Annotated in this window: 21 protein-coding genes and 1 tRNA gene; 18 read left to right on the plus strand and 4 right to left on the minus strand. The window is 61.1% G+C overall.

What is annotated here, in order from left to right; genetic code table 11:
• The first annotated feature begins 70 nt into the window (after window positions 1-70).
• From ylxM to NE547_RS10655, 12 genes are all read left to right on the plus strand, one after another.
• Complete coding sequence (gene ylxM / locus NE547_RS10600) at window positions 71-439, plus strand: YlxM family DNA-binding protein (RefSeq protein ID WP_186907800.1); 369 nt, start codon at window positions 71-73, stop codon at window positions 437-439.
• Window positions 440-442: 3 nt separating this feature from the next.
• On the plus strand, window positions 443-1,795 hold the full coding sequence (gene ffh / locus NE547_RS10605; protein ID WP_256175864.1) for a signal recognition particle protein: 1,353 nt from the start codon (window positions 443-445) through the stop codon (window positions 1,793-1,795).
• A 66-nt stretch (window positions 1,796-1,861) separates the two neighbouring features.
• Window positions 1,862-2,101, plus strand: coding sequence for a 30S ribosomal protein S16 (gene rpsP / locus NE547_RS10610; protein WP_186907802.1), 240 nt, complete (start codon window positions 1,862-1,864; stop codon window positions 2,099-2,101).
• 17 nt (window positions 2,102-2,118) lie between these two features.
• The gene (locus NE547_RS10615; RefSeq protein ID WP_256175866.1) at window positions 2,119-2,349 is read left to right on the plus strand and encodes a KH domain-containing protein; all 231 of its coding nucleotides are present in this window, start codon (window positions 2,119-2,121) and stop codon (window positions 2,347-2,349) included.
• A 185-nt stretch (window positions 2,350-2,534) separates the two neighbouring features.
• On the plus strand, window positions 2,535-3,035 hold the full coding sequence (gene rimM / locus NE547_RS10620) for a ribosome maturation factor RimM (protein ID WP_186907804.1): 501 nt from the start codon (window positions 2,535-2,537) through the stop codon (window positions 3,033-3,035).
• Window positions 3,028-3,780 (plus strand): tRNA (guanosine(37)-N1)-methyltransferase TrmD, encoded by a 753-nt coding sequence (gene trmD, locus NE547_RS10625; protein WP_186907805.1) that lies wholly within the window; start codon window positions 3,028-3,030, stop codon window positions 3,778-3,780. Before rimM ends, trmD begins: the two co-directional genes overlap by 8 nt.
• Window positions 3,781-3,906: 126 nt before the next feature.
• Window positions 3,907-4,743, plus strand: a complete 837-nt coding sequence (locus NE547_RS10630) for a DegV family protein (RefSeq protein WP_256175869.1) — start codon at window positions 3,907-3,909, stop codon at window positions 4,741-4,743.
• Between the two features lie 234 nt (window positions 4,744-4,977).
• Window positions 4,978-5,502: a GNAT family N-acetyltransferase gene (locus NE547_RS10635; protein ID WP_186907807.1), complete on the plus strand. Its 525-nt coding sequence runs from the start codon at window positions 4,978-4,980 to the stop codon at window positions 5,500-5,502.
• Window positions 5,480-6,706 carry a WYL domain-containing protein gene (locus NE547_RS10640; protein ID WP_186907808.1) on the plus strand — a complete coding sequence of 409 codons (1,227 nt, stop codon included), beginning with the start codon at window positions 5,480-5,482 and terminating at the stop codon, window positions 6,704-6,706. The genes NE547_RS10635 and NE547_RS10640 overlap by 23 nt, the downstream gene beginning before the upstream one ends.
• A 17-nt stretch (window positions 6,707-6,723) precedes the next feature.
• Entirely contained in the window at window positions 6,724-7,161 is a 438-nt protein-coding gene (locus tag NE547_RS10645) for a DUF3788 domain-containing protein (protein ID WP_186907809.1), read from the plus strand.
• Between the two features lie 251 nt (window positions 7,162-7,412).
• Entirely contained in the window at window positions 7,413-8,270 is an 858-nt protein-coding gene (gene rsmA, locus NE547_RS10650; protein ID WP_186907810.1) for a 16S rRNA (adenine(1518)-N(6)/adenine(1519)-N(6))-dimethyltransferase RsmA, read from the plus strand.
• A 174-nt stretch (window positions 8,271-8,444) separates the two neighbouring features.
• Window positions 8,445-10,214, plus strand: coding sequence for a phosphoenolpyruvate carboxykinase (GTP) (locus NE547_RS10655; protein WP_370866844.1), 1,770 nt, complete (start codon window positions 8,445-8,447; stop codon window positions 10,212-10,214).
• Window positions 10,215-10,277: 63 nt separating this feature from the next.
• Here NE547_RS10655 and NE547_RS10660 read toward each other — a convergent pair whose 3' ends face one another.
• Entirely contained in the window at window positions 10,278-10,913 is a 636-nt protein-coding gene (locus NE547_RS10660; protein ID WP_256175872.1) for a TetR/AcrR family transcriptional regulator, read from the minus strand.
• 445 nt (window positions 10,914-11,358) lie between these two features.
• Window positions 11,359-11,432 (minus strand) — tRNA-Gly (locus NE547_RS10665).
• A gap of 419 nt (window positions 11,433-11,851) precedes the next feature.
• Here NE547_RS10665 and NE547_RS10670 point away from each other — a divergent pair.
• A complete protein-coding gene (locus NE547_RS10670) occupies window positions 11,852-12,529 on the plus strand; it encodes a TVP38/TMEM64 family protein (protein ID WP_256175874.1) in 678 nt (225 codons plus the stop codon).
• 363 nt (window positions 12,530-12,892) lie between these two features.
• On the opposite strand, the gene tnpA is transcribed toward NE547_RS10670, so the two are convergent.
• Entirely contained in the window at window positions 12,893-13,348 is a 456-nt protein-coding gene (gene tnpA / locus NE547_RS10675; RefSeq protein ID WP_256175875.1) for an IS200/IS605 family transposase, read from the minus strand.
• Window positions 13,349-13,585: 237 nt separating this feature from the next.
• On the opposite strand from tnpA, the gene NE547_RS10680 reads away from it, so the two are divergent.
• The 3 genes from NE547_RS10680 (at window position 13,586) to NE547_RS10690 (ending at window position 15,898) form a co-directional block, all read left to right on the plus strand.
• A complete protein-coding gene (locus NE547_RS10680; RefSeq protein WP_256175877.1) occupies window positions 13,586-14,242 on the plus strand; it encodes a lysoplasmalogenase family protein in 657 nt (218 codons plus the stop codon).
• Window positions 14,243-14,246: 4 nt separating this feature from the next.
• Window positions 14,247-14,921, plus strand: coding sequence for a TIGR01906 family membrane protein (locus NE547_RS10685; protein WP_186907816.1), 675 nt, complete (start codon window positions 14,247-14,249; stop codon window positions 14,919-14,921).
• Between the two features lie 140 nt (window positions 14,922-15,061).
• The gene (locus tag NE547_RS10690; protein ID WP_256175879.1) at window positions 15,062-15,898 is read left to right on the plus strand and encodes a hypothetical protein; all 837 of its coding nucleotides are present in this window, start codon (window positions 15,062-15,064) and stop codon (window positions 15,896-15,898) included.
• Window positions 15,899-15,951: 53 nt separating this feature from the next.
• Here NE547_RS10690 and NE547_RS10695 read toward each other — a convergent pair whose 3' ends face one another.
• The gene (locus NE547_RS10695) at window positions 15,952-17,052 is read right to left on the minus strand and encodes a DUF3048 domain-containing protein (protein ID WP_186907863.1); all 1,101 of its coding nucleotides are present in this window, start codon (window positions 17,050-17,052) and stop codon (window positions 15,952-15,954) included.
• A gap of 177 nt (window positions 17,053-17,229) precedes the next feature.
• On the opposite strand from NE547_RS10695, the gene NE547_RS10700 reads away from it, so the two are divergent.
• Window positions 17,230-17,763, plus strand: a complete 534-nt coding sequence (locus NE547_RS10700; RefSeq protein ID WP_186907864.1) for a DUF4364 family protein — start codon at window positions 17,230-17,232, stop codon at window positions 17,761-17,763.
• Window positions 17,760-18,758: an MBL fold metallo-hydrolase gene (locus tag NE547_RS10705; protein WP_186907865.1), complete on the plus strand. Its 999-nt coding sequence runs from the start codon at window positions 17,760-17,762 to the stop codon at window positions 18,756-18,758. The genes NE547_RS10700 and NE547_RS10705 overlap by 4 nt, the downstream gene beginning before the upstream one ends.
• Window positions 18,759-18,777 lie beyond the last annotated feature (19 nt).

Consider the following 18,777-nt stretch of genomic DNA (forward strand, 5'->3'; position numbering starts at 1 on the left):
GTATCATCATTTTGTTGTAAAGCTTTGCAACTTTACAAGCTTTACATTTATCCGAGAGGAGGCGGCAGCGTTGAAGAACCAGGCCTATCGCATGGCTTTGCTTTACGACTTCTACGGCGACATGCTCACCGACCGGCAGAAGGAGTTTTACGACCTCTACTACAACGAGGACCTGTCTCTGGCCGAGATCGCGGAAAACTACGGCATCACCCGTCAGGGCGTGCGGGACGTGATCGTCCGGGCGGAAGCCGTCCTGACCGAGCTGGAAGACAAGACCGGCATCATCCGCCGCTTTCACAAAATGCAGGAGCAGTTCGCCCAGATCGCCGATGCGCTGGACGGCATCTGCCAGCTCAACGAAGACCGCTACCAGGACGACGCGCTGGAGGGGCTGTGCGCCCAGATCCGGTCCGTGCTGTCCGATTTGAAACAGGAGTAGGCAATGGCATTTGAAGGACTGACCGAAAAGCTCTCCGCCGCCTTCAAAAAGCTCCGCGGCAAGGGCCGCCTGAGCGAGGCCGACGTGAAGGAGTCCATGAAGGAAATCCGCATGGCCCTGCTGGAGGCCGACGTGAACTTCAAGGTGGTCAAGCAGTTCGTCGCCGCCGTCACCGAGCGCGCCGTGGGCACCGACGTGCTGGAGAGCCTGACCCCCGCGCAGATGATCGTCAAGATCGTCAACGAGGAGCTCACCGCCCTCATGGGCGGCGAGAGCACCAAGCTGACCATTTCCTCCAGGCCGCCCACGGTGGTGATGCTGGTCGGCCTCAACGGCGCGGGCAAGACCACCAACGGCGCCAAGCTGGCGGGTTTCCTGAAAAAGCAGCAGGGCAAACGCCCGCTCCTGGTCGCCTGCGATACCTTCCGTCCCGCCGCCATCACACAGCTGGAGGTGGTGGGCGCTCAGGTGGACGTACCGGTGTTCCAGATGGGCCAGACCGATCCCATCGCGATCGCCCAAGCGGGCATCGAGCACGCCAAAAAGCACGGCAACGACATCGTTTTCATCGATACCGCCGGCCGGCTGCACGTGGATGAGGAGCTGATGGATCAGCTGCGCGCCATGAAGGCCGCCGTCGAACCCACCGAGATCCTTTTGATCGTAGACGCCATGATCGGTCAGGACGCGGTAAACGCCGCCAAGACGTTCGACGAGGCACTGGACCTCACCGGAGTGATGCTCACCAAGCTGGACGGCGACGCCCGGGGCGGCGCGGCCCTCTCCATCCGGGCCGTTACCGGCAAGCCCATCAAATTTGTGGGCGTGGGCGAAAAGCTCGACCAGGTGGAGGTCTTTCATCCGGACCGTATGGCCTCCCGCATCCTGGGGATGGGGGACATGCTCTCTCTGATCGAAAAGGCCCAGCAGAATTTCGACGCCAAAAAGGCCGCCGAACTGGAGCAGAAGCTGCGGAAAAACAAATTCACACTGGCCGACTTTTACGACCAGCTGGTGCAGCTCAAGGGCATGGGCTCGCTGACCGACATCGCCGGGATGCTCCCCGGCATGAACGCAAAAGCCCTGGAGGGGGCTACGGTAGACGAGGGCGCCCTGTCCCGTACCGAGGCGATCATCCTCTCCATGACGCCTGCCGAACGGGAGGATCCCTCCCTGCTCAACAACAGCCGGAAAAAGCGCATCGCCGCCGGCTCCGGTACCCAGGTGGTGGACATCAACCGGCTGCTGAAGCAGTTCGATCTGATGCAGCAGATGAGCCGCCAGTTCTCCGGCAAGCAGATGAAGCGCATGGGCCGGATGGGCAAATTCGGCAAGATGCCCGGCATGCCGTTTTAAGTTGGTAAGCGCGCCGCCGGCGCGTTTCCAGATAAAGTTTCAAAATCATATGGAGGTGAAGATACAATGGTCAAAATCAGACTGCGCCGGATGGGCGCTAAGAAGGCTCCCTTCTACCGCATCGTGGTGGCCGATTCCCGTTATCCCCGCGACGGTCGTTTCATCGAGGAGATCGGCACGTATGATCCCCTGAAGACGCCCGCCGTGATCAACGTGGACGCCGAGCGCGCCCAGGCTTGGATCAAGACCGGCGCCCAGCCCACCGAGACCGTGAAGGCCCTGCTGAAAAAAGCCGGCGCCATCTAAGGAAGGGCGGAGGCACCATGAAAGAACTGCTCACTTACATCGCCCGGAATCTGGTGGATCACCCGGATGCGGTGCATGTCACCGAACATGCGGGCGATGGCGAGACGGTCCTGGAGCTGCGGGTAGACCCCGAGGACATGGGGAAGGTGATCGGCCGTCAGGGCCGCATCGCCAAGGAGATCCGCACGCTGATCCGCTCGGTGGCTCAGCGCCAGGGCACCAGGGTCTCTGTGGAGATCGTCGATTGACTCCGGGGGAACCACGTTCCTCATAGCGCGGAAACAGCCGGCCGACCAAATGGTCGGCCGGCTGTTTCCGTTCTGACTCAGAGGGCGGATCGGTTCTGCCCAACCTGTGCCGCTTCGCTCCCGAGCCGTCCCCTCCGCTTTCCGCGTGAGAAGGGGACGATCTGTTTCAAAGCAGGTGAATACCAATGAAAAACCGATTTTTGGAGGCCGGCCAAATCGTCAATACCCACGGCATCCAGGGGGAAGTGAAGATCGTTCCCTGGTGCGACTCGCCGGAATTTCTCTGCCGGTTCGACACCCTTTACCTGGGGGAACGGCCCGTCAAGGTCCGCTCCGCCCGTATCCACAAGGGCAACGTACTGGCCCTGCTGGAGGGGGTGGACGACGTAAACGCCGCCATGGCCCTCAAGGGCCGCACTGTGTGCATCGACCGCACCGGCGTAGTCCTGCCCGAAGGGCGGCATTTTATCGCCGACCTGATCGGGCTCCGGGTGCTGGATGCGGACAGCGGCGCGGAGCTGGGCGCTGTGATTGATGTGCTCACTCCCCCGGCGCACGAGGTCTATGTCGTCCGGGGGGAACACGACTATATGATCCCCGCGGTGGACGAGTTCCTGGTGGAGACCAACGTGGAGGAGGGCTATCTCAAGGTGCGGCTGATCGAGGGGATGCAGACAGATGTATGAGATCGATATTATGACCCTGTTCGATCTGACCGTGGGCGACATGATGAACGAGTCCGTCCTGGGCCGCGCCCAGGAGCGGGACCTTCTCCGCATCGAAGCCCATCAGATCCGGGACTATACCTTAAACAAACAAAAGCAGGTAGACGATTACCCCTACGGCGGCGGACGGGGCGCGGTGATGCAGGCCGATCCCCTCTATCAGTGCTGGAGGCACATCGTGGACGCCTACGGCCCGGGCCGCACCATCTACCTCTCCCCCGCCGGGAAAACCTTCTGCGAAGCCGACGCCCGGCGCCTGCGGGATGGCTACAGCCACCTGATCCTGGTCTGCGGTCACTATGAGGGCATCGACGAGCGCTTTATCGAGGAGTGCGTGGACGAGGAGATTTCCATCGGAGATTTTGTGCTCACCGGCGGCGAGCTGCCCGCCATGGTGGTGGCCGACGCGGTGGCCCGGCTGGTGCCCGGAGTGCTGTCCGATCCGGAGTGCTTTGAAAACGAGAGCCACTGGAACGGCCTTCTGGAATATCCGCAATACTCCCGTCCCGAGGAATGGCACGGCCGCAGGGTGCCCGCCGTCCTCCGCTCCGGCGACCACAAGAAGGTCGCCCGCTGGCGGCGCAAGCAGGCCCTTCTCCGCACCCGCCTGCGCCGCCCGGACCTGTACGCCCAGCTGGATCTATCCTCCCGGGAGGATCAAGCGCTCCTGCGGGAGCTGGAGGAGGAAACCGGCCCCTCGCTCTGAGGCGGAGCCCATGCGCGCCGGTTTCCGAATTGTTTACAGGTTTCCCCTTTACTTTTGCAGCGGCAGGTGCTACAATGGCAGTAACGTTCAATCTAATATCCAACACCATATAAAGGAATCTTTTCTATGAGTTTTAAGATCATTGTTGACAGCTGCTGCGACCTGACGCCCGCCCAGCTCCGGGAGGAATGCTTTCTCAGCGTGCCCCTGCGCATCCAGGTCGGCAGCCACACGGTGGTGGACGACGCCTCCTTCGACCAGGCCGACCTGCTGTGGCGGATGAAAGAGTGCCAGAGCGCCCCCAGGACCGCCTGTCCCTCCCCCGCCCAGTACCTGGACGCTTTTGACTGCGGCGCGGACGATGTGTATGTCGTCACTTTGTCCGCTCTGCTCTCCGGCTCCCACAACGCCGCGGCCCAGGCGCGGCTGCTGTGGCTGGAGGAGCACCCCAACGCCCGTGTGCACATCTTCAATTCCTGCTCCGCTTCTGCGGGAGAGGTGCTGGTCGCCTTGAAGATTCAGGAACTTGCCTGCTCGGGTATGGATTTCACAACCGTGGTAAGCCATGTATCCCGGTATATCAACGAGATGGAGACCTATTTCGTGCTGGAGACCCTGGACAACCTGAAAAAGAACGGCCGCCTGACCAAGACCCAGGCGCTGGTCACCAGCACCCTGAAAATCAAGCTACTGATGGGCGCGACCCCGGAAGGCGAGATCTGCAAGCGGGGACAGGCGCTGTCCGTCAAGCAGGCCCTGTCCAAGATGGTCTCCCTGATGGCGGCCGATCCCAAGCATGCGGGCCGCCGGCTGGCGATCACCCACTGCAACTGTCTGGAGCGCGCCTTCTATTTGAAGGAGCTGGCCCTCAAGCAGTGCAGGTTTGAACAGGTCGTTATCAGCGATACCGGCGGCATCGCCACGGTCTATGCCAACGACGGCGGCGTGGTGGCAGCCTACTGACGGGCGCGCACCTGCGCCTGGACCGCCCTGAGCCGTCCGAATACAGGTACGAAATCCATTCCACCCCGCCCGGAGGAAGCGTCCTCCGGGCGGTTGCTTTTTTCCTTTTTCTGTGCTATAGTCAGAGCACTTCAAAAGGAGCAAAACGATCCACCGGGTGAAAAAACGCTATTTGCGTTTTTTCAAGTGCGTCGACTATATAGTGGCAAAAATCAGTTCTGGGAGGCAGCCTTTATGGACTATACCATCCGCCCCGTCGAACCGGGAGATGCGCCGGGGATCGCCGCCCTGCGGCGGATGCCCGGCGTGTTTGAAAACACCCTGGGCCTCCCCTCCTGCCGCACCGCGGACAGCGCGGCCTTTCTCGCCTCGCTTGGCCCCAACGACCACAACTTTGTGGCCGCCGCAGAGGACGGCACGATCATCGCAGCCGCCGGACTCCAGGTCTGTTCCAATCCCCGGATGCGCCACGTGGGCAGCATCGGGCTGTTCGTGCATACGGACTACCAAAACCAGGGGGTAGGCACCGCCCTGATGAAGGCTATACTGGACTTGGCCGACAACTGGCTCATGCTGGTGCGTGTGGAGCTGGAGGTCTTTGCCGACAACGAGCGGGCCATCCGCCTCTATGAGAAGTTCGGCTTTGAGAAGGAGGGCCTGCTGCGCATGACCACCGTGCGCTGCGGACAATATGCCGACGAATACAAAATGGCCCGTCTGCGGCCTGCGGTTGGCTATGCCGTCAAGCCGTCTGTTTGAGATCGTCTACCTGCTGCTCCAGCGGCGGCGGATGACGGCGGCGGAGCTGGCGGAGCGGTTTGAGGTATCCGTACGTACCGTTTACCGGGATATAGACGCCCTGTCGGCGGCGGGGGTGCCGGTATATGCCATTCCCGGCAAGGGCGGCGGAGTGGCCCTGATGGAACACTGCGTACTGGACCGGGCCGCTTTTTCCGAGGGTGAGCAGCGCCAGCTGCTCACCGCCCTGCAGAGCCTCCCGGGCGATGCGCGGCTGGGCGCGGAAGAGGTACTGGCCAAACTTTCCGGCCTCTTCCGCCGCAGCGAACCCGACTGGCTTCAGGTGGATATGTCCCGCTGGGGCTCCGCCGGTGCGGACAACGCCAAGTTTGACGCCGTTAAATCGGCCATCCTGTCCCACCGGGTGCTCCGCTTCCCCTATGCCGGCTCCGATGGTCAGACGAACTGGCGGCGGGTCTGTCCCGCCCGTCTGGTCTTCAAGGGACGCGCCTGGTATCTCCAGGGCCTCTGCCTGGATCGGAAGGATTGGCGCACCTTCAAGCTCACGCGCATACTTGCTCTGGAGCTGCTGGAGGAGACCTTCGCTCCCCTTCCCCCGCCCCCGTCCATCGAACCGGAAGGCCCCTACAGCGGAAGCGTTCTCCCGGTGCGTCTGCGCTTCTCCCCTGCCATGGCCTGGAGAGTCTATGATGAATTCGACGCCAACTGCGTGGTTCGGGAACCGGACGGCGCCCTCTCCGTATCGGCAGCGCTTCCGGAGGACGCCTGGCTGTACGGCTATCTGCTCTCCTTCGGCGCGGACCTGAAGGTGCTGGAACCGGAGCGCCTGTGCCGCCGCCTGGGACAGCTGGCCAAGGAAATCTGGCAAAACAGTGAAAAAGCTGACACAGGGTGTCAGGATTGCTGTGATATACTGGCGGCATCTAATCGACAGGAGGAATCATTTATGAACCAGCAATTTTGTCAATCCTGCGGCATGCCCCTGAGCGATGCACTCCTCGGCACCGAGGCCGACGGCGCTCCCAGCCCCCATTACTGCAAGTACTGCTACCAGAACGGCGCGTTCACCTGCGCGATGACCATGGAGGAGATGATCGAGTTCTGCACTCCCATGATGGTCCAGGCCAATCCCGTCCTGACCCCGGAACAGGCCAAAACACAGATGCGCCAGTTCTTCCCCTCCCTGCTGCGCTGGAAGAAATAGGCCGAAGGAGAATTCCAATGGACTGGAACACCATCTACCCCGGGCCGGAACCGCCCACGGAGGCAGAGCTGGCCGCCTATGTGGAGACCCCGCTCTGGACGGAGCTAGTCCACTATCTCAGCCAGGCTTATCACACTGACCCGGTCTGCACATACAGCACATGCAGCATGGGCCGCGGCTGGAACGTCAAGTACAGAGCCGGCGGCGCGGCCCTATGTACCCTCTACCCCGGCGCGGGCGCCTTCGTCTGCCTGATCGTGGCAGGCTGCAGGCTGGCAAGCGCCGTCGAGCAGCGCTTGCCAACGCTCTCCCCTGGCACACAGCGGCTGTGGAAGGAGACAAGACCCATGTCCAACGGCGTGCGCTGGCTTTCCCTGGAGGTGGGGTCCTCAGAAGTGCTGGAGGATGTGAAAGCCCTGTTGGCGCTCAAGCGCAAACCGAACCGGACGCGGTGAGGCGCTTGGTCTGGGGAAAGGCTGCGCCGTCTTCCACAACCTAATTCCAAATGGCGGCCGCCTGCGCGGCGTCTGAAGGCGGATAGGGTCTGACCTTTGCTTCCATAGCGCTGCTCCCCTTCCTGCTTCCGTCGTCTTACCCCATCACCCCCGCACGCCGATCGCAAGTCTTTGCCTTGACGGCGTACCGCTCTTCGGGTATACTGGAACCCGGACGTGCGCCGTCCATTTTCTGTGCGGAGGAACGGTCTGTGGATCTTTGCAACGGTAACGATATCAAGGCCCTGCTGGCCCGGCACGGGTTTCGCTTTTCCAAAAGCATGGGGCAGAATTTTCTGATCGAGGGCTGGGTGCCCCGGGACATTGCGGAGGCCTCCGGCGCGGACAGCGGCTGCGGCGTGCTGGAGATCGGGCCCGGGATCGGTCCTCTGACCGTCCAGCTGGCCCGTCGGGCCGGGCAGGTGGCGGCGGTGGAGCTGGACCGGGCGCTGCTGCCCATCCTGTCGGAGACCCTGGCGCCCTGCCGCAATGTGACGGTGATTCCCGGAGACATTATGAAGCTGGATCTGGCCGCGCTGGTAAACGAGCGTCTCTCCGGCCTCACCCCCATCGCCTGCGCCAACCTGCCCTACAATATCACAACGCCCGTGCTGACCCGTCTCATCGAATCCGGGCTGTTTGCCTCCATCACCGTAATGATCCAGCGGGAGGTGGCCCTGCGCATCTGCGCCGCGCCGGGCACCGCGGATTACGGGGCCTTCTCCGTATTCTGCCAGTATCACACGCAGCCGGAACTGCTTTTCGATGTGGGTCCGGAGTGTTTTCTTCCCGCCCCCAAGGTGACCTCCGCCGTCCTGCGCCTGATCCCCCGGCGGGAGCCCCCCCAGACGCTGGTGGATGAAGCCCTCTTTTTCCGTGTTGTGCGCGCCTCCTTCGCCCAGCGGCGTAAGACACTGCTCAATGGCCTGTCTTCCGCTTTCGGCGCTCAGGTCGGGAAACAGGCGCTGCGGCAGGCCATCGAGGCCGCCGGACTGCCCCCCGACGTGCGGGGCGAGCGGCTGGGGATTGCGGAATTTGCCGCCGTAGCGGCGGCCATCCAGACAACTTGAACGGAGCGGCACGCCCGGCAGCGAACCTGCCGGGCGTGTTGCGTTTTGGTTTTTTTCGCACAAATCACCGCTTTTTTGCAAAACGAGGCGAAAGGACTTGCAAATTTTATAAGATTCTTCTACAATAGAGCTACCAGTATCCCGGAAACTGAAACACAAAGGAGGACCCACCCCATGGCATTGACGGAAAACCGCGCTGTATTGGATTGGATCGACGAGATGGCGGCGATGACGCAGCCTGACGCCATCGTCTGGATCGACGGGAGCGAGGCGCAGCTGGAGGCACTGCGCAGCCAGGCCTGCGCCACCGGCGAGCTGGAGAAGCTCAACCAGGAAAAGCTGCCCGGCTGCTATCTGCACCGTACGGCGGTCAACGATGTGGCCCGTGTGGAGGACCGTACCTTCATCTGCTGCGAGAAGCAGGAGGACGCCGGCCCCACCAACAACTGGATGGCCCCGGCGGAGATGTACGCCAGGCTGAAACCGCTTTATACCGGCGCGATGAAGGGCCGCACCATGTATGTGATCCCCTACTCCATGGGCGTGGTGGGCTCTCCCTTCGCCAAATACGGCGTCGAGCTGACCGACTCCATCTACGTGGTGCTCAATATGGCCATCATGACACGGGTAGGGCAGTCCGTGCTGGACGCTCTGGGCGATTCCCCCGACTATGTGAAGGGCCTTCACGCCAAGGCGGAGCTCGACCCGGAGCGGCGCTACATCGTCCATTTCCCCCAGGACAACACCATCATGAGCGTCAACTCCGGCTACGGCGGCAATGTGCTGCTGGGCAAAAAGTGTTTCGCCCTGCGCATCGCCTCCTGTCTGGGCCGCGACGAGGGCTGGATGGCCGAGCATATGCTCATTTTGGGCATCCAGAACCCTGCCGGCGAGGTGCGTTATCTGGCCGCCGCCTTCCCCTCCGCCTGCGGCAAGACGAATCTGGCCATGCTCATCCCACCGGCACACTATCAGGAGAAGGGCTGGAAGGTCTGGTGCGTGGGCGACGATATCGCCTGGCTGCGTGTAGGCGAGGACGGCAGGCTTTGGGCCATGAACCCGGAGTACGGCTTCTTCGGCGTGGCCCCGGGCACCAATGCCAAATCCAACCCCAACGCCCTGGCCACCACCAGACGGGGCACCATCTTCACCAATGTGGTCCACAACCTGGACGACGATACCGTCTGGTGGGAGGGCCTGGATAAAAACCCGCCGGAGCACGCCGTGGACTGGAAGGGCAACCCCTGGAATGGAACGGTCTCCGCCGAGAAGGGCGCCCACCCCAACTCCCGCTTCACCGCCCCCGCTAAAAACTGTCCCTGCATCTCTCCGGAGTTTGAAAGCCCCCGGGGCGTCCCCATCTCCGCCATCGTGTTCGGCGGCCGCCGCGCCCGGACCGCGCCGCTGGTCTATCAGTCCCGCGATTGGGAGCACGGTGTGTTCGTGGGCTCCATCATGGCCTCTGAGACCACAGCAGCCGCTACCGGCGCGGTGGGCGTGGTGCGCCGGGACCCCATGGCCATGCTTCCCTTCTGCGGCTACCACATGGCCGACTACTGGCAGCACTGGCTGGACATGGGCAAGGTCCTGGGCGACAAGGCCCCCAAGATTTTCAATGTGAACTGGTTCCGCACCGACGACGAGGGGCGCTTCCTCTGGCCCGGTTTCGGCGACAATCTGCGGGTGCTGGAGTGGATCATGAAGCGCTGCTTCCATGAAGCCGACGCGGTGGAGACCCCCATCGGCTATGAGCCCAAGGCCGAGGATATCGACCTGGAGGGTTCCGGTGTGGACCGCGCCACACTGGAGGGCCTGCTCAAGCTGGACACGGCGATGTGGCTGGACGAGGTGAATGGCATCCGTGCATTCTACGACAAATTCGGGGCGAAACTGCCGGAAACGCTTTCTCAGGAGCTCTCTGCTCTGGAGGCGCGCCTGCATTAAATCCGAAACGACGCAAAACGGGCTCCCCGGCTTTTGCCGGGGAGCCCGTTTTGCAGGAACGCCTTATTGGTCCGCTCTGGTGATGGAGTGGAGCAGCATGCGCGCGCCGTGGTGCAGGAAATCCTCCCGGCTCAGTCCGGTCCGTTCCCGAATGTATGCCTCCCGGCTGTCGGCGGTCCGTACCATGCCCGCCAGGGCGGCCCAGAAGAGCAGCACCATCTCAATGGGCGGGACCTGGGTATGCACGAGCCCCGCTTCTGCCCCACGCACCAGGAAATCCGCCAGTTCGGCGTCAATCTCACTGCTCACCCGCAGGATGTCGGATACGCTTTTCTGGACAGTCTCCCCCGCCTGGGCCAGGGGGATCGCACCGGTAGCCGCATCATAGGCCGTAGGATTATCGTCATAGAAGCGCACGATGGTCCGGCAGACCGCATCATAGGCCTGCAGCCACTCGTGATTGCTCTCCAGGGCCTCATGGATCTTTTTCTTCAAGAGCACCATACCGCTGAGGAGGATGGCGTTGACGATCTCCTCCTTACTCTGGAAGTAGACATACAATGTGGCCTTGCTGTATTCCGCTACCCGCGCGATATCGTCCATGGTCGTCTTCTCAATGCCCTTCTCTGCAAACAGCCGCTCGGCGGCAGCCAATATGGAACCACGATGAAACTCCGTCAGCGCCTGCTTCTTGCTCATCTCTTGCTCCACCTTTCGTATTTATCATACCTCTTGGTTTAACAAATGATACCATGATTTTTGCTTTTTTGCAAGCATTTTCCCACCGCGGCCCGGGATCGGGAAGAATGTTCCGGGCCGTCGGTCCCCACTTTGCCGCGGGAGCGCAATGCGTTCCCGTGCGGCGCTTCCGCCCGCTTTGCGCCCAAATGGGCCACGCCGATGTGAGTACCACGTTAAAAATTTATACCCACCTGGATTCAGTGCACAAAAGGAAGAGTGTGGAGAAGCTTGACGCATACCTCTCCATTGGGGCAAGCTCGGACAAGCAGGCATAGGATTGACTTGCATCTGACTTGCATGGCATCCTGTTTTCGGTCTTTTTTCGCCTTATTTTCTCCTAACATTTGGAGGTGTTCGTGCAAAAGAAAATCCCTAGAACCGTTGAGGCTCTAGGGATTCCGGTTGGAGCAGGTAAAGGGAATCGAACCCTCATATTCAGCTTGGGAAGCTGACGTTCTGCCACTGAACTATACCTGCGCTTTGCCGACTGAAAGATTATAGCATAAACTGTGTCATTTGGCAAGCGGGTTTTTCGGCGTTTTCGCCCCCCAAATCATTGTGGAATTATACAGATTCTTTCCGCAATTTTTATATAATTCTTACAATTGACAACTTGCTTTTTGCTCCATCCGGCGCTATAATAGAATCATCCAATCAGAAAGGAGAGATGTGCAATGGTGATTTCGACCCGGATTGTCGATGTGGATGATTTGATCTTCGGCCGCGACGAGCGTGTGATCCCCAGCGAGCGGTAAGCGGCGGCATTCAGAAGAGCCACACCTTAGGGTGTGGATTTTTTGTTTTTCTTCGGAATTCTTAATGATTTTTCTATGGAAGTCCGCAGGAAATCGTGGTAGCCTAAAGGAAATGATAAAAAGCGACGAGGCGATGGATGGATGAAACGAAACAAATGGCTGCTGACTTTGCTGCTGGCGATCGCTCTTCTGGGCGGGGGAGCGCTGCTGCTGTGGCGAACGGGCTTTTTTTCCTCCATTGGCTCTTTGGACGATATGCGGGATTATATCGACCGCTTTGCCCCCTATTCTCATCTGCTCTTTTTTGTCGTGCAGCTTCTCTCGGTCATCCTTGCCCCGATCCCAAGCAATATCACCGCTCTGGCCGGAGCGGTGCTCTTCGGGATGTGGCCTGCGTTCCTGCTGACGGTAGCCGCGATCACCATTGGATCCGTATTGGTGTTCTGGCTGGCCCGGGCTCTGGGGCAGAACTTCGCCGAACGTCTGGTCAGCCGAACGGTGGCGGACAGGTATCTGGAGGTCATCCGCCGGAAGCGGGACGTTTTCCTGGCCCTGGTCTTTCTGTTCCCCTTCTTTCCCGACGATTTGATCTGCATTCTGGCGGGGCTTACCGACATCCCCTTCCTCCGCTTCCTGACCATCGTTCTGCTGACCCGGCCCTGGGGACTGCTGGTGGCCTGCGCGCTCGGAGGCTCGGTCATCGCCATCCCTCCCTGGGGCATGGCGATGCTGGCGCTGGCCGGGATCGCCCTGTTCCTGATCTGCCTGAAATACGGCGACCAGTGGGAGCAGGCCCTCTTCGAGCGCTTCAAAAAGTAAGCGAGGCTGTTGAAAAAGTGGCAAAGCCACTTTTTCGAAAAGACCATACGAAATTGTTGCCTCGATTTCTCGTAGAATTGTCGGCAAGAATTTCGTGAGAAGGGTCATTTCCGCGGCGCATCCCCCACAGGCCCCTCCCTTGCCCCCTGGGGGACCATTCACCCTGTGTCCCCGGAACGGGCGGATTCTGATTTGATTCCGTCGTCTGCGGGCGGCGGAAGGCTGCGAAGCGGAAGGCGATACATTTTCGACAAGTCAAGACCACCCCTGAAAGGGGTGGCTTGAAATAGCCCCGTAGGGGCATAGTGAGGCCAGCGCCTAAAAGACGCTGGCTTTCACTACGTTCAAGCCATTGTGGACTGATTACCTCGCGTTACCCTTAAAAGGGTTTTCGTACTCTTTCGTGCTAACTTTGTCCTCTATCTGATCCTGTTTCTCTTGCTCTTGAATATACTTCCTCAGGGCCTTCTCCTGTAAGCCTACCGTGCTGACGTAATACCCGGTGGCCCAGAAGTGTCGGTTGCCGTACTTGTACTTGAGATTTGCGTGACGCTCGAATATCATCATCGCACTTTTTCCCTTCAGATATCCCATGAAGCTTGACACCGAATACTTGGGCGGTATCGACAACAATAGATGGATGTGACCCGGCATTACTTTTCCCTCCAGGATCGCTACCCCTTTCCACTTGCATAAATCCCGGATGATATCTCGGATATCCTCCCGCATCCCCCAATAATCTATCTTCCTTCTATACTTCGGCGTGAACACGATGTGATACTTGCACACCCATTTACTATGTGCTAAACTGTCCTCCATAGAGCTTCACCGTCTTTCTTGGTTTTTTGATGGCCTGAACATCCATCAGTTTACCGTCGGTGCGGCTCTATTTAAATTCTCAACCTCACCCGCAAAGCGGGTGGCTATTGGTTCCGCTTGGCGCGGAACTCGCTTAAGCGAGCTGGAGCGGCGGCCCGCTTTGCGGGCTGCCGCTTCTTGCAATACCAGCTGCGGGAGGGTATAATGCTGTCCAGTAGATTTTGAGGAGGCAGACCGATGGGACGCAGATATCTCGTATTCCTCTGTGCACAGGCCGGCCTCTACTCCGCCTTTCTCACCCTCGACCTGCTGCAGGTCGGAAGCGGCTGGAGCACCGCCCTCAAGTATGGCTCGATCCTTCTGTGCTTCCTCCTGTCCTGCGGCGGCAGTCAGGACCCCGACCGCCGCCTAGTACGCGCCGCGCTTGGCGTCACCCTGTTGGCCGATCTGTTCCTGCTGGTGCTGGGACGCTGGTATCTGGCCGGCGTAGGCGCCTTCTGCGTGGTGCAGGCCCTCTATTTTGTCCGGCTCCGCCGCCTGCGGGGCGGGCGGGTATGGCCCCGTCTGCTGCTGCGGCTGGCCCTGAGCGGGGCAGTGCTGCTGGTGGCGGGGCGCTTCAGTGCCCTGGAGCCTTTGACCGCATTGAGCGTCTTTTATTTCACACAGCTGGCCGCCAATGCGCTTGAGAGTCTGTTTCTGGGGCGGCGGTATGCGGCGTTTTCCGCTGGACTCGTCCTCTTCGTCTGCTGTGATCTCTGCGTGGGGCTGCAAAACCTCTCCGCCTTTCTTCCCGTGTCCGGGCACGGCGGGCTGTTCGCCTTCGCCCGGGTCGGGATGTGGCTGTTCTACCTGCCCTCCCAGGTACTGATTACCCTCTCTGCCGGAAAGAAGTGATTGGATGCATTCCTCCAAACTGGCCTCGCTTTCCTGTTCCGTGGCGCTGGCTTTGCTGGCCGTCAGCTTTTCCATTGCCGTCCCCATCTTGTTTCGTCCCTTCTACTATGTGCAGATCGGCGCGCTGGACCTGCCGGAGCAGACCGGGTGGTCCCAGGAGACCATCCGTGAGGCCTATGACGAGGTACTGGATTTCTGCGTGCTGGGCAGGCCCTTCGGCACCGGGCAGCTGCTCTGGTCGGAATCCGGCAAGAGCCATTTTGAGGATGTGCGCGTGCTCTTCACGGCCGATTTCTGGGTGCTTGGGATCAGCGCCGGGACCGCCTTGATCCTGGTTCTGCTGTGCCGTACCGGCAGGCTCGCCTTCCACCGTTTCCGGGGCCGTGGGCCAGGCTTCTGGGCCGGGGCGCTGGCTGCGGCGCTGGTGACGGCCGTGGCCGGTCTGGCCGCGCTGGATTTCGACCGGGCCTTTACCCTGTTCCACGCCATCTTTTTCCCCGGAAAGGACAACTGGCTCTTTGACTGGCGCACCGACCAGATCATTCTGGTCATGCCGGAGGCTTTCTTCCGCAACTGCGCCATCCTCATCGCCGCGGTGCTGCTGCTCTGCTGCCTGGCGCTGATCCTGTCCGACCGGCCGGGACGGCGCAAGGCGCCGCGTCCCTTTTCCGCCCGCTGACCAACACCCTTCCGGAGCCCAGGCCATAAAATGGCCTGGGCTCCTTTCTCACCCACGCCCCGCCTGCACCATTCCGGCGCTCACTCATAGAATGGAACGGAAGGAACTGTCCTTTTAATACTCTTTTGGGAGGTATTGCAATGCCTGATAAGGTCATGCCCGGCCCTGTGCAGGATACCGCCTGTATCCGTGAGGCCGTGTGCATACACACAAAAAAAATCTATGATTCCTGCAAAGATAAGGACTGTATCGAAGACCTGCGCTTCTACCCCACCCAGAGCTCCCAGTGCGCCATCGACCGGGCCATCAGCATCAAGGCCGGCAAGGCCGAGCTGCTGTACGTGTACATCGACGTAGAGCCCATCGGCTTCAACCGCGGCTTTTACACGGTGGACGTGCGCTATTTCTACCGCGTCACCGCCGACGCCTTCGTAGGCGCGGCCCGCCCGGTCGAAGTCTGCGGCCTATGCGTCTTTGACAAACGCGTCATCCTCTTCGGCAGCGAGGGCACCGCCAAAGTCTTTTCCTCTGAGGCCGCCTTTGAAGCCCTGGACGAGCAGAACATCCGCAAAACCAACCTGCCGACCGCCGTGGTGGAGGCGGTGGACCCCATCGTCCTCAACATGAAATTGGTGGAGGTCTGCGAGTGCCGTCCCTGCTGCGACTGCGAACTCACCGAGATTCCCCCCTGCATCTGCGCCTGCTTCGGCAGCGACCTGTGCTTCGGCGGCGAGGGCAAGCGCATTTACGTCACCCTGGGCCAGTTCTCCATTATCCGTCTGGAGCGGGACTCCCAGCTGCTTATGCCTGCCTACGACTACTGCATGCCCGAAAAGGAGTGCGCCTGCGGGAACTGCGACGACGACCCCTGCGAGATCTTCCGTCACGTCAAATTCCCTGTGGACGAATTCTTCCCCCCCAACAGCATCGCCCCCTGCGGCGAGGGCTACCGTGACTTCAAGGGCTGCTGCAGCTGACCGCCCCCTGAAACAAACACCCCCGGCATCTTCCGATGCCGGGGGTGTTTTGGTTATGTAAAGCTCACGGCGCTGTCCAGGGGGACGATGTTCACATAGGTATTCCCCACGCCGAAGGTGAGCGGCTCGCCTTCAGCATCGAAATAGCGCAGCTGCCCATCCGGAAAATCCTTGGTCCATGTGATGGGAATATACTGTCCGCCGCAGGCAAACCATCCTGCGCCGCCGCTGGACAGATCCACGGTGATGTGGGCGTATTTGTCGCCGGTATTTTTACAGGCCGTCTTGATAACGATCACATTGGTCACCGCCACCGTTTCGCCGGTGTTTCCGTCCACATAGGGCTTGCCGTATTCCTCCACCTGGTAACGGCCGGTGTCCGCATCGTACGTGAACAGCCCCGTCTTGTAGTTGGAATAGGGCACGGTGATCTGTTGTGCCGCCGCACCGCCCGCCGGCGTACCGTCCTGAACAAAAGACATCTCATAGACATAGCCGTCTTCATGCTCCTGCCGCAGACCGGTATAGCCGGCAAAACGCTCGCAAACGGCGTCTCCGCTGGTAACCACGGTATGCTCCAGACTGTAGCTCTTGCGCCGCTCGGAATCCCGCCACATCAGGTTTCCATTGTCGCTGTTGCTCATATAGGGTCCCCGTACGCCGTCCAGCGCGTCCACGCCCCACTGGCGGATCTTGGCGTAGGCGTCCTCGCTGCCGCCGGCATGGAGGTAGACGGCGTCATGCCCCAGCGCCAGCTCCAGATAATAAGGCCGGGCAGAACGAATGGAACCGATCTTCCCCACGCCCTCCACACTCTGATAGACCCCCAGCATCCGGGTGATGCCGCCTTCCGCCAGCACCTCATAGAGGATGTCGGCCTCGGACTGTCCCTGCTGCGGCAGGGCCTCCTTCAAATTGTTGAGCATGATCGCCACCGGGCGCCGGTTGACCCAGTCCTCCCCGATGGGCTCCCCGGTCAGTGGGTTCCACGGTCCGTCGTAAGGCTCCGGCGTGGGTGCGGGAGCGGGCTGCGATGTAACCGCCGCTTCCGGCGTGGGTGCGGACGTGGGGGTCGCCTCCGGATCACCGGGCCCGCCGCAGGCGGAGAGGAGCAGGAAAAGCGCCAGGAGCAGGGGCAGCCGTTTCTTTCCCATGGTGGGGTTCCTCCGTTCTGTTTCACGTTTCTGTTTCCCCTGTATGATACCCCCATATCTGACCCCCTGTCAAGCGGCTGAAACTTTCCCTTGTGGCAGCGGCCTTTTTTCGGTATAATGGAATTGCCCTTGTCAACGAAGGGTATCCCATCTGTTTGGGGGAAAGGAGCATACACGATGGCCCGCTATGGCTTTATCCATGACAAGCTGGATATCAAATTTCTCATTCTCTACCTGATGGCCCGGGTGGTGGCCCCCATTGACTTTCCCACGCTCACCGATCTGACCATGTGCGACGGGGGCGTCGATTATTTCGAATTTGCCGAGGCGGTAAACGAGCTGGTGGAGACCGGCCATTTGGTTTTGGAAGACGACCGCTACGCCATCACGGAGAAAGGGCGCCGGGACGGCGCCGCCTGTGAGAGCAGCCTGCCCTACTCGGTCAAGCGCAAGGCCGGGCTCCAGGTATCCAAGCTCAACGGCGCGCTGCGGCGCAATGCCCAGGTACGCTCGCAGGTCCTGGAGCGGGCGGAGGGCGGCTTTACCGTGGAGCTGGCCCTGGACGACGACGGCGGGAATCTGTTTTCCCTGTCCCTGTTCTGCGCCTCCCGGGACCAGGGGGAGCGCCTGTGCTCCGGTTTTCAGGCCAAGCCCGAGCGGGTCTACAACGAAGTCCTTTCCGCCCTGCTGGATGAGGAGGAAACCGAATGAGCCGCTCTCCCTTTCCCGAAGAACTGCTGCCCGGCCTCTTCCGGATCCCTGTGCCCCTGCCCGGCAACCCGCTGAAAGAGCTCAACGCCTATCTGCTCCGCGGCGCACAGCGCAGCGTTCTGGTGGATACCGGCTTTCGTCAGAGCGCCTGCCGGGAGGCCCTGTTTGCCGGGCTGGAGGCCCTGGGCTGCCTGGACAAGCCCATCGACGTGGTGCTCACCCATCTGCATTCCGATCATTCCGGTCTTGCCCCGGAGGTGGCGGGTACGGCGGGGACCATCTACGTCAGCCGCGTGGACCGTCCCTCCCTGGACGATCCGGAGGCCCGCCGGGTCTTCTGGGGTATGGCGGAGCGGCGCTTTCTGGAGGAGGGCTTTCCGCTTTTGTCCCTGCGCCATCTGAACGACACCAACCCCGCCCGCTCCATGGCTCCGCCCACCGGCGGTCACTATGAAAGCCTGGAGGACGGCCAGCTTCTGGAGCTGGGCCCCTGGCGGCTGCGGTGCCTGCTGATGCCGGGACACACGCCGGGGCAGATGTGCTTCTTCCTGGAGGAACACAATGCCATTCTCCTTGGGGATCACGTGCTCTTCGATATTACCCCCAATATCACCGCCTGGCCTGCCATGCCGGACGCCCTGGGTTCCTACCTGGTCAGTCTGGAGCGGGTGCGCGCCTACGGCGGCGCCCTCCCTCTGCCCGGCCACCGGGGCCGCGGGGACCTGACCGCCCGGGTGGGACAGCTGACGGCGCACCACCAGTGCCGGCTGGAGGAGGCCTTCGCCGCCGTGCGGGACCACCCCGGAGCGGGGGCCTATACGCTGGCAGGCTATATGAGCTGGAAGATCCGCGCCGCTTCCTGGGCGGAGTTTCCGGAGACTCAGAAGTGGTTCGCCGTGGGAGAATGCATGTCCCATCTGGATCATCTGGCCGCCCTGGGGCGGATCGAGCGGCGCACCGCAGACGGGCGTGCGGCCTACTTTGCGCGCTCCTGACCGCCCCTCAAAGCCGCCC

This window comes from Flavonifractor sp. DFI.6.63, from assembly GCF_024462255.1.
Lineage (GTDB): Bacteria > Bacillota > Clostridia > Oscillospirales > Oscillospiraceae > Lawsonibacter_A > Lawsonibacter_A hominis.

Coding starts and splice junctions, on each gene's coding strand:
- rimM (WP_186907804.1), top strand. CDS start 2,535: ATGAAAAACCGATTTTTGGAGGCCGGCCAAATCGTCAATACCCACGGC.
- NE547_RS10615 (WP_256175866.1), top strand. CDS start 2,119: ATGAAAGAACTGCTCACTTACATCGCCCGGAATCTGGTGGATCACCCG.
- trmD (WP_186907805.1), top strand. CDS start 3,028: ATGTATGAGATCGATATTATGACCCTGTTCGATCTGACCGTGGGCGAC.
- NE547_RS10655 (WP_370866844.1), top strand. CDS start 8,445: ATGGCATTGACGGAAAACCGCGCTGTATTGGATTGGATCGACGAGATG.
- NE547_RS10645 (WP_186907809.1), top strand. CDS start 6,724: ATGGACTGGAACACCATCTACCCCGGGCCGGAACCGCCCACGGAGGCA.
- tnpA (WP_256175875.1), bottom strand. CDS start 13,348: ATGGAGGACAGTTTAGCACATAGTAAATGGGTGTGCAAGTATCACATC.
- NE547_RS10670 (WP_256175874.1), top strand. CDS start 11,852: ATGAAACGAAACAAATGGCTGCTGACTTTGCTGCTGGCGATCGCTCTT.
- NE547_RS10630 (WP_256175869.1), top strand. CDS start 3,907: ATGAGTTTTAAGATCATTGTTGACAGCTGCTGCGACCTGACGCCCGCC.
- NE547_RS10695 (WP_186907863.1), bottom strand. CDS start 17,052: ATGGGAAAGAAACGGCTGCCCCTGCTCCTGGCGCTTTTCCTGCTCCTC.
- NE547_RS10640 (WP_186907808.1), top strand. CDS start 5,480: ATGCCGTCAAGCCGTCTGTTTGAGATCGTCTACCTGCTGCTCCAGCGG.
- NE547_RS10685 (WP_186907816.1), top strand. CDS start 14,247: ATGCATTCCTCCAAACTGGCCTCGCTTTCCTGTTCCGTGGCGCTGGCT.
- NE547_RS10635 (WP_186907807.1), top strand. CDS start 4,978: ATGGACTATACCATCCGCCCCGTCGAACCGGGAGATGCGCCGGGGATC.
- NE547_RS10660 (WP_256175872.1), bottom strand. CDS start 10,913: ATGAGCAAGAAGCAGGCGCTGACGGAGTTTCATCGTGGTTCCATATTG.
- ffh (WP_256175864.1), top strand. CDS start 443: ATGGCATTTGAAGGACTGACCGAAAAGCTCTCCGCCGCCTTCAAAAAG.
- NE547_RS10680 (WP_256175877.1), top strand. CDS start 13,586: ATGGGACGCAGATATCTCGTATTCCTCTGTGCACAGGCCGGCCTCTAC.
- NE547_RS10690 (WP_256175879.1), top strand. CDS start 15,062: ATGCCTGATAAGGTCATGCCCGGCCCTGTGCAGGATACCGCCTGTATC.
- NE547_RS10705 (WP_186907865.1), top strand. CDS start 17,760: ATGAGCCGCTCTCCCTTTCCCGAAGAACTGCTGCCCGGCCTCTTCCGG.
- rpsP (WP_186907802.1), top strand. CDS start 1,862: ATGGTCAAAATCAGACTGCGCCGGATGGGCGCTAAGAAGGCTCCCTTC.
- NE547_RS10700 (WP_186907864.1), top strand. CDS start 17,230: ATGGCCCGCTATGGCTTTATCCATGACAAGCTGGATATCAAATTTCTC.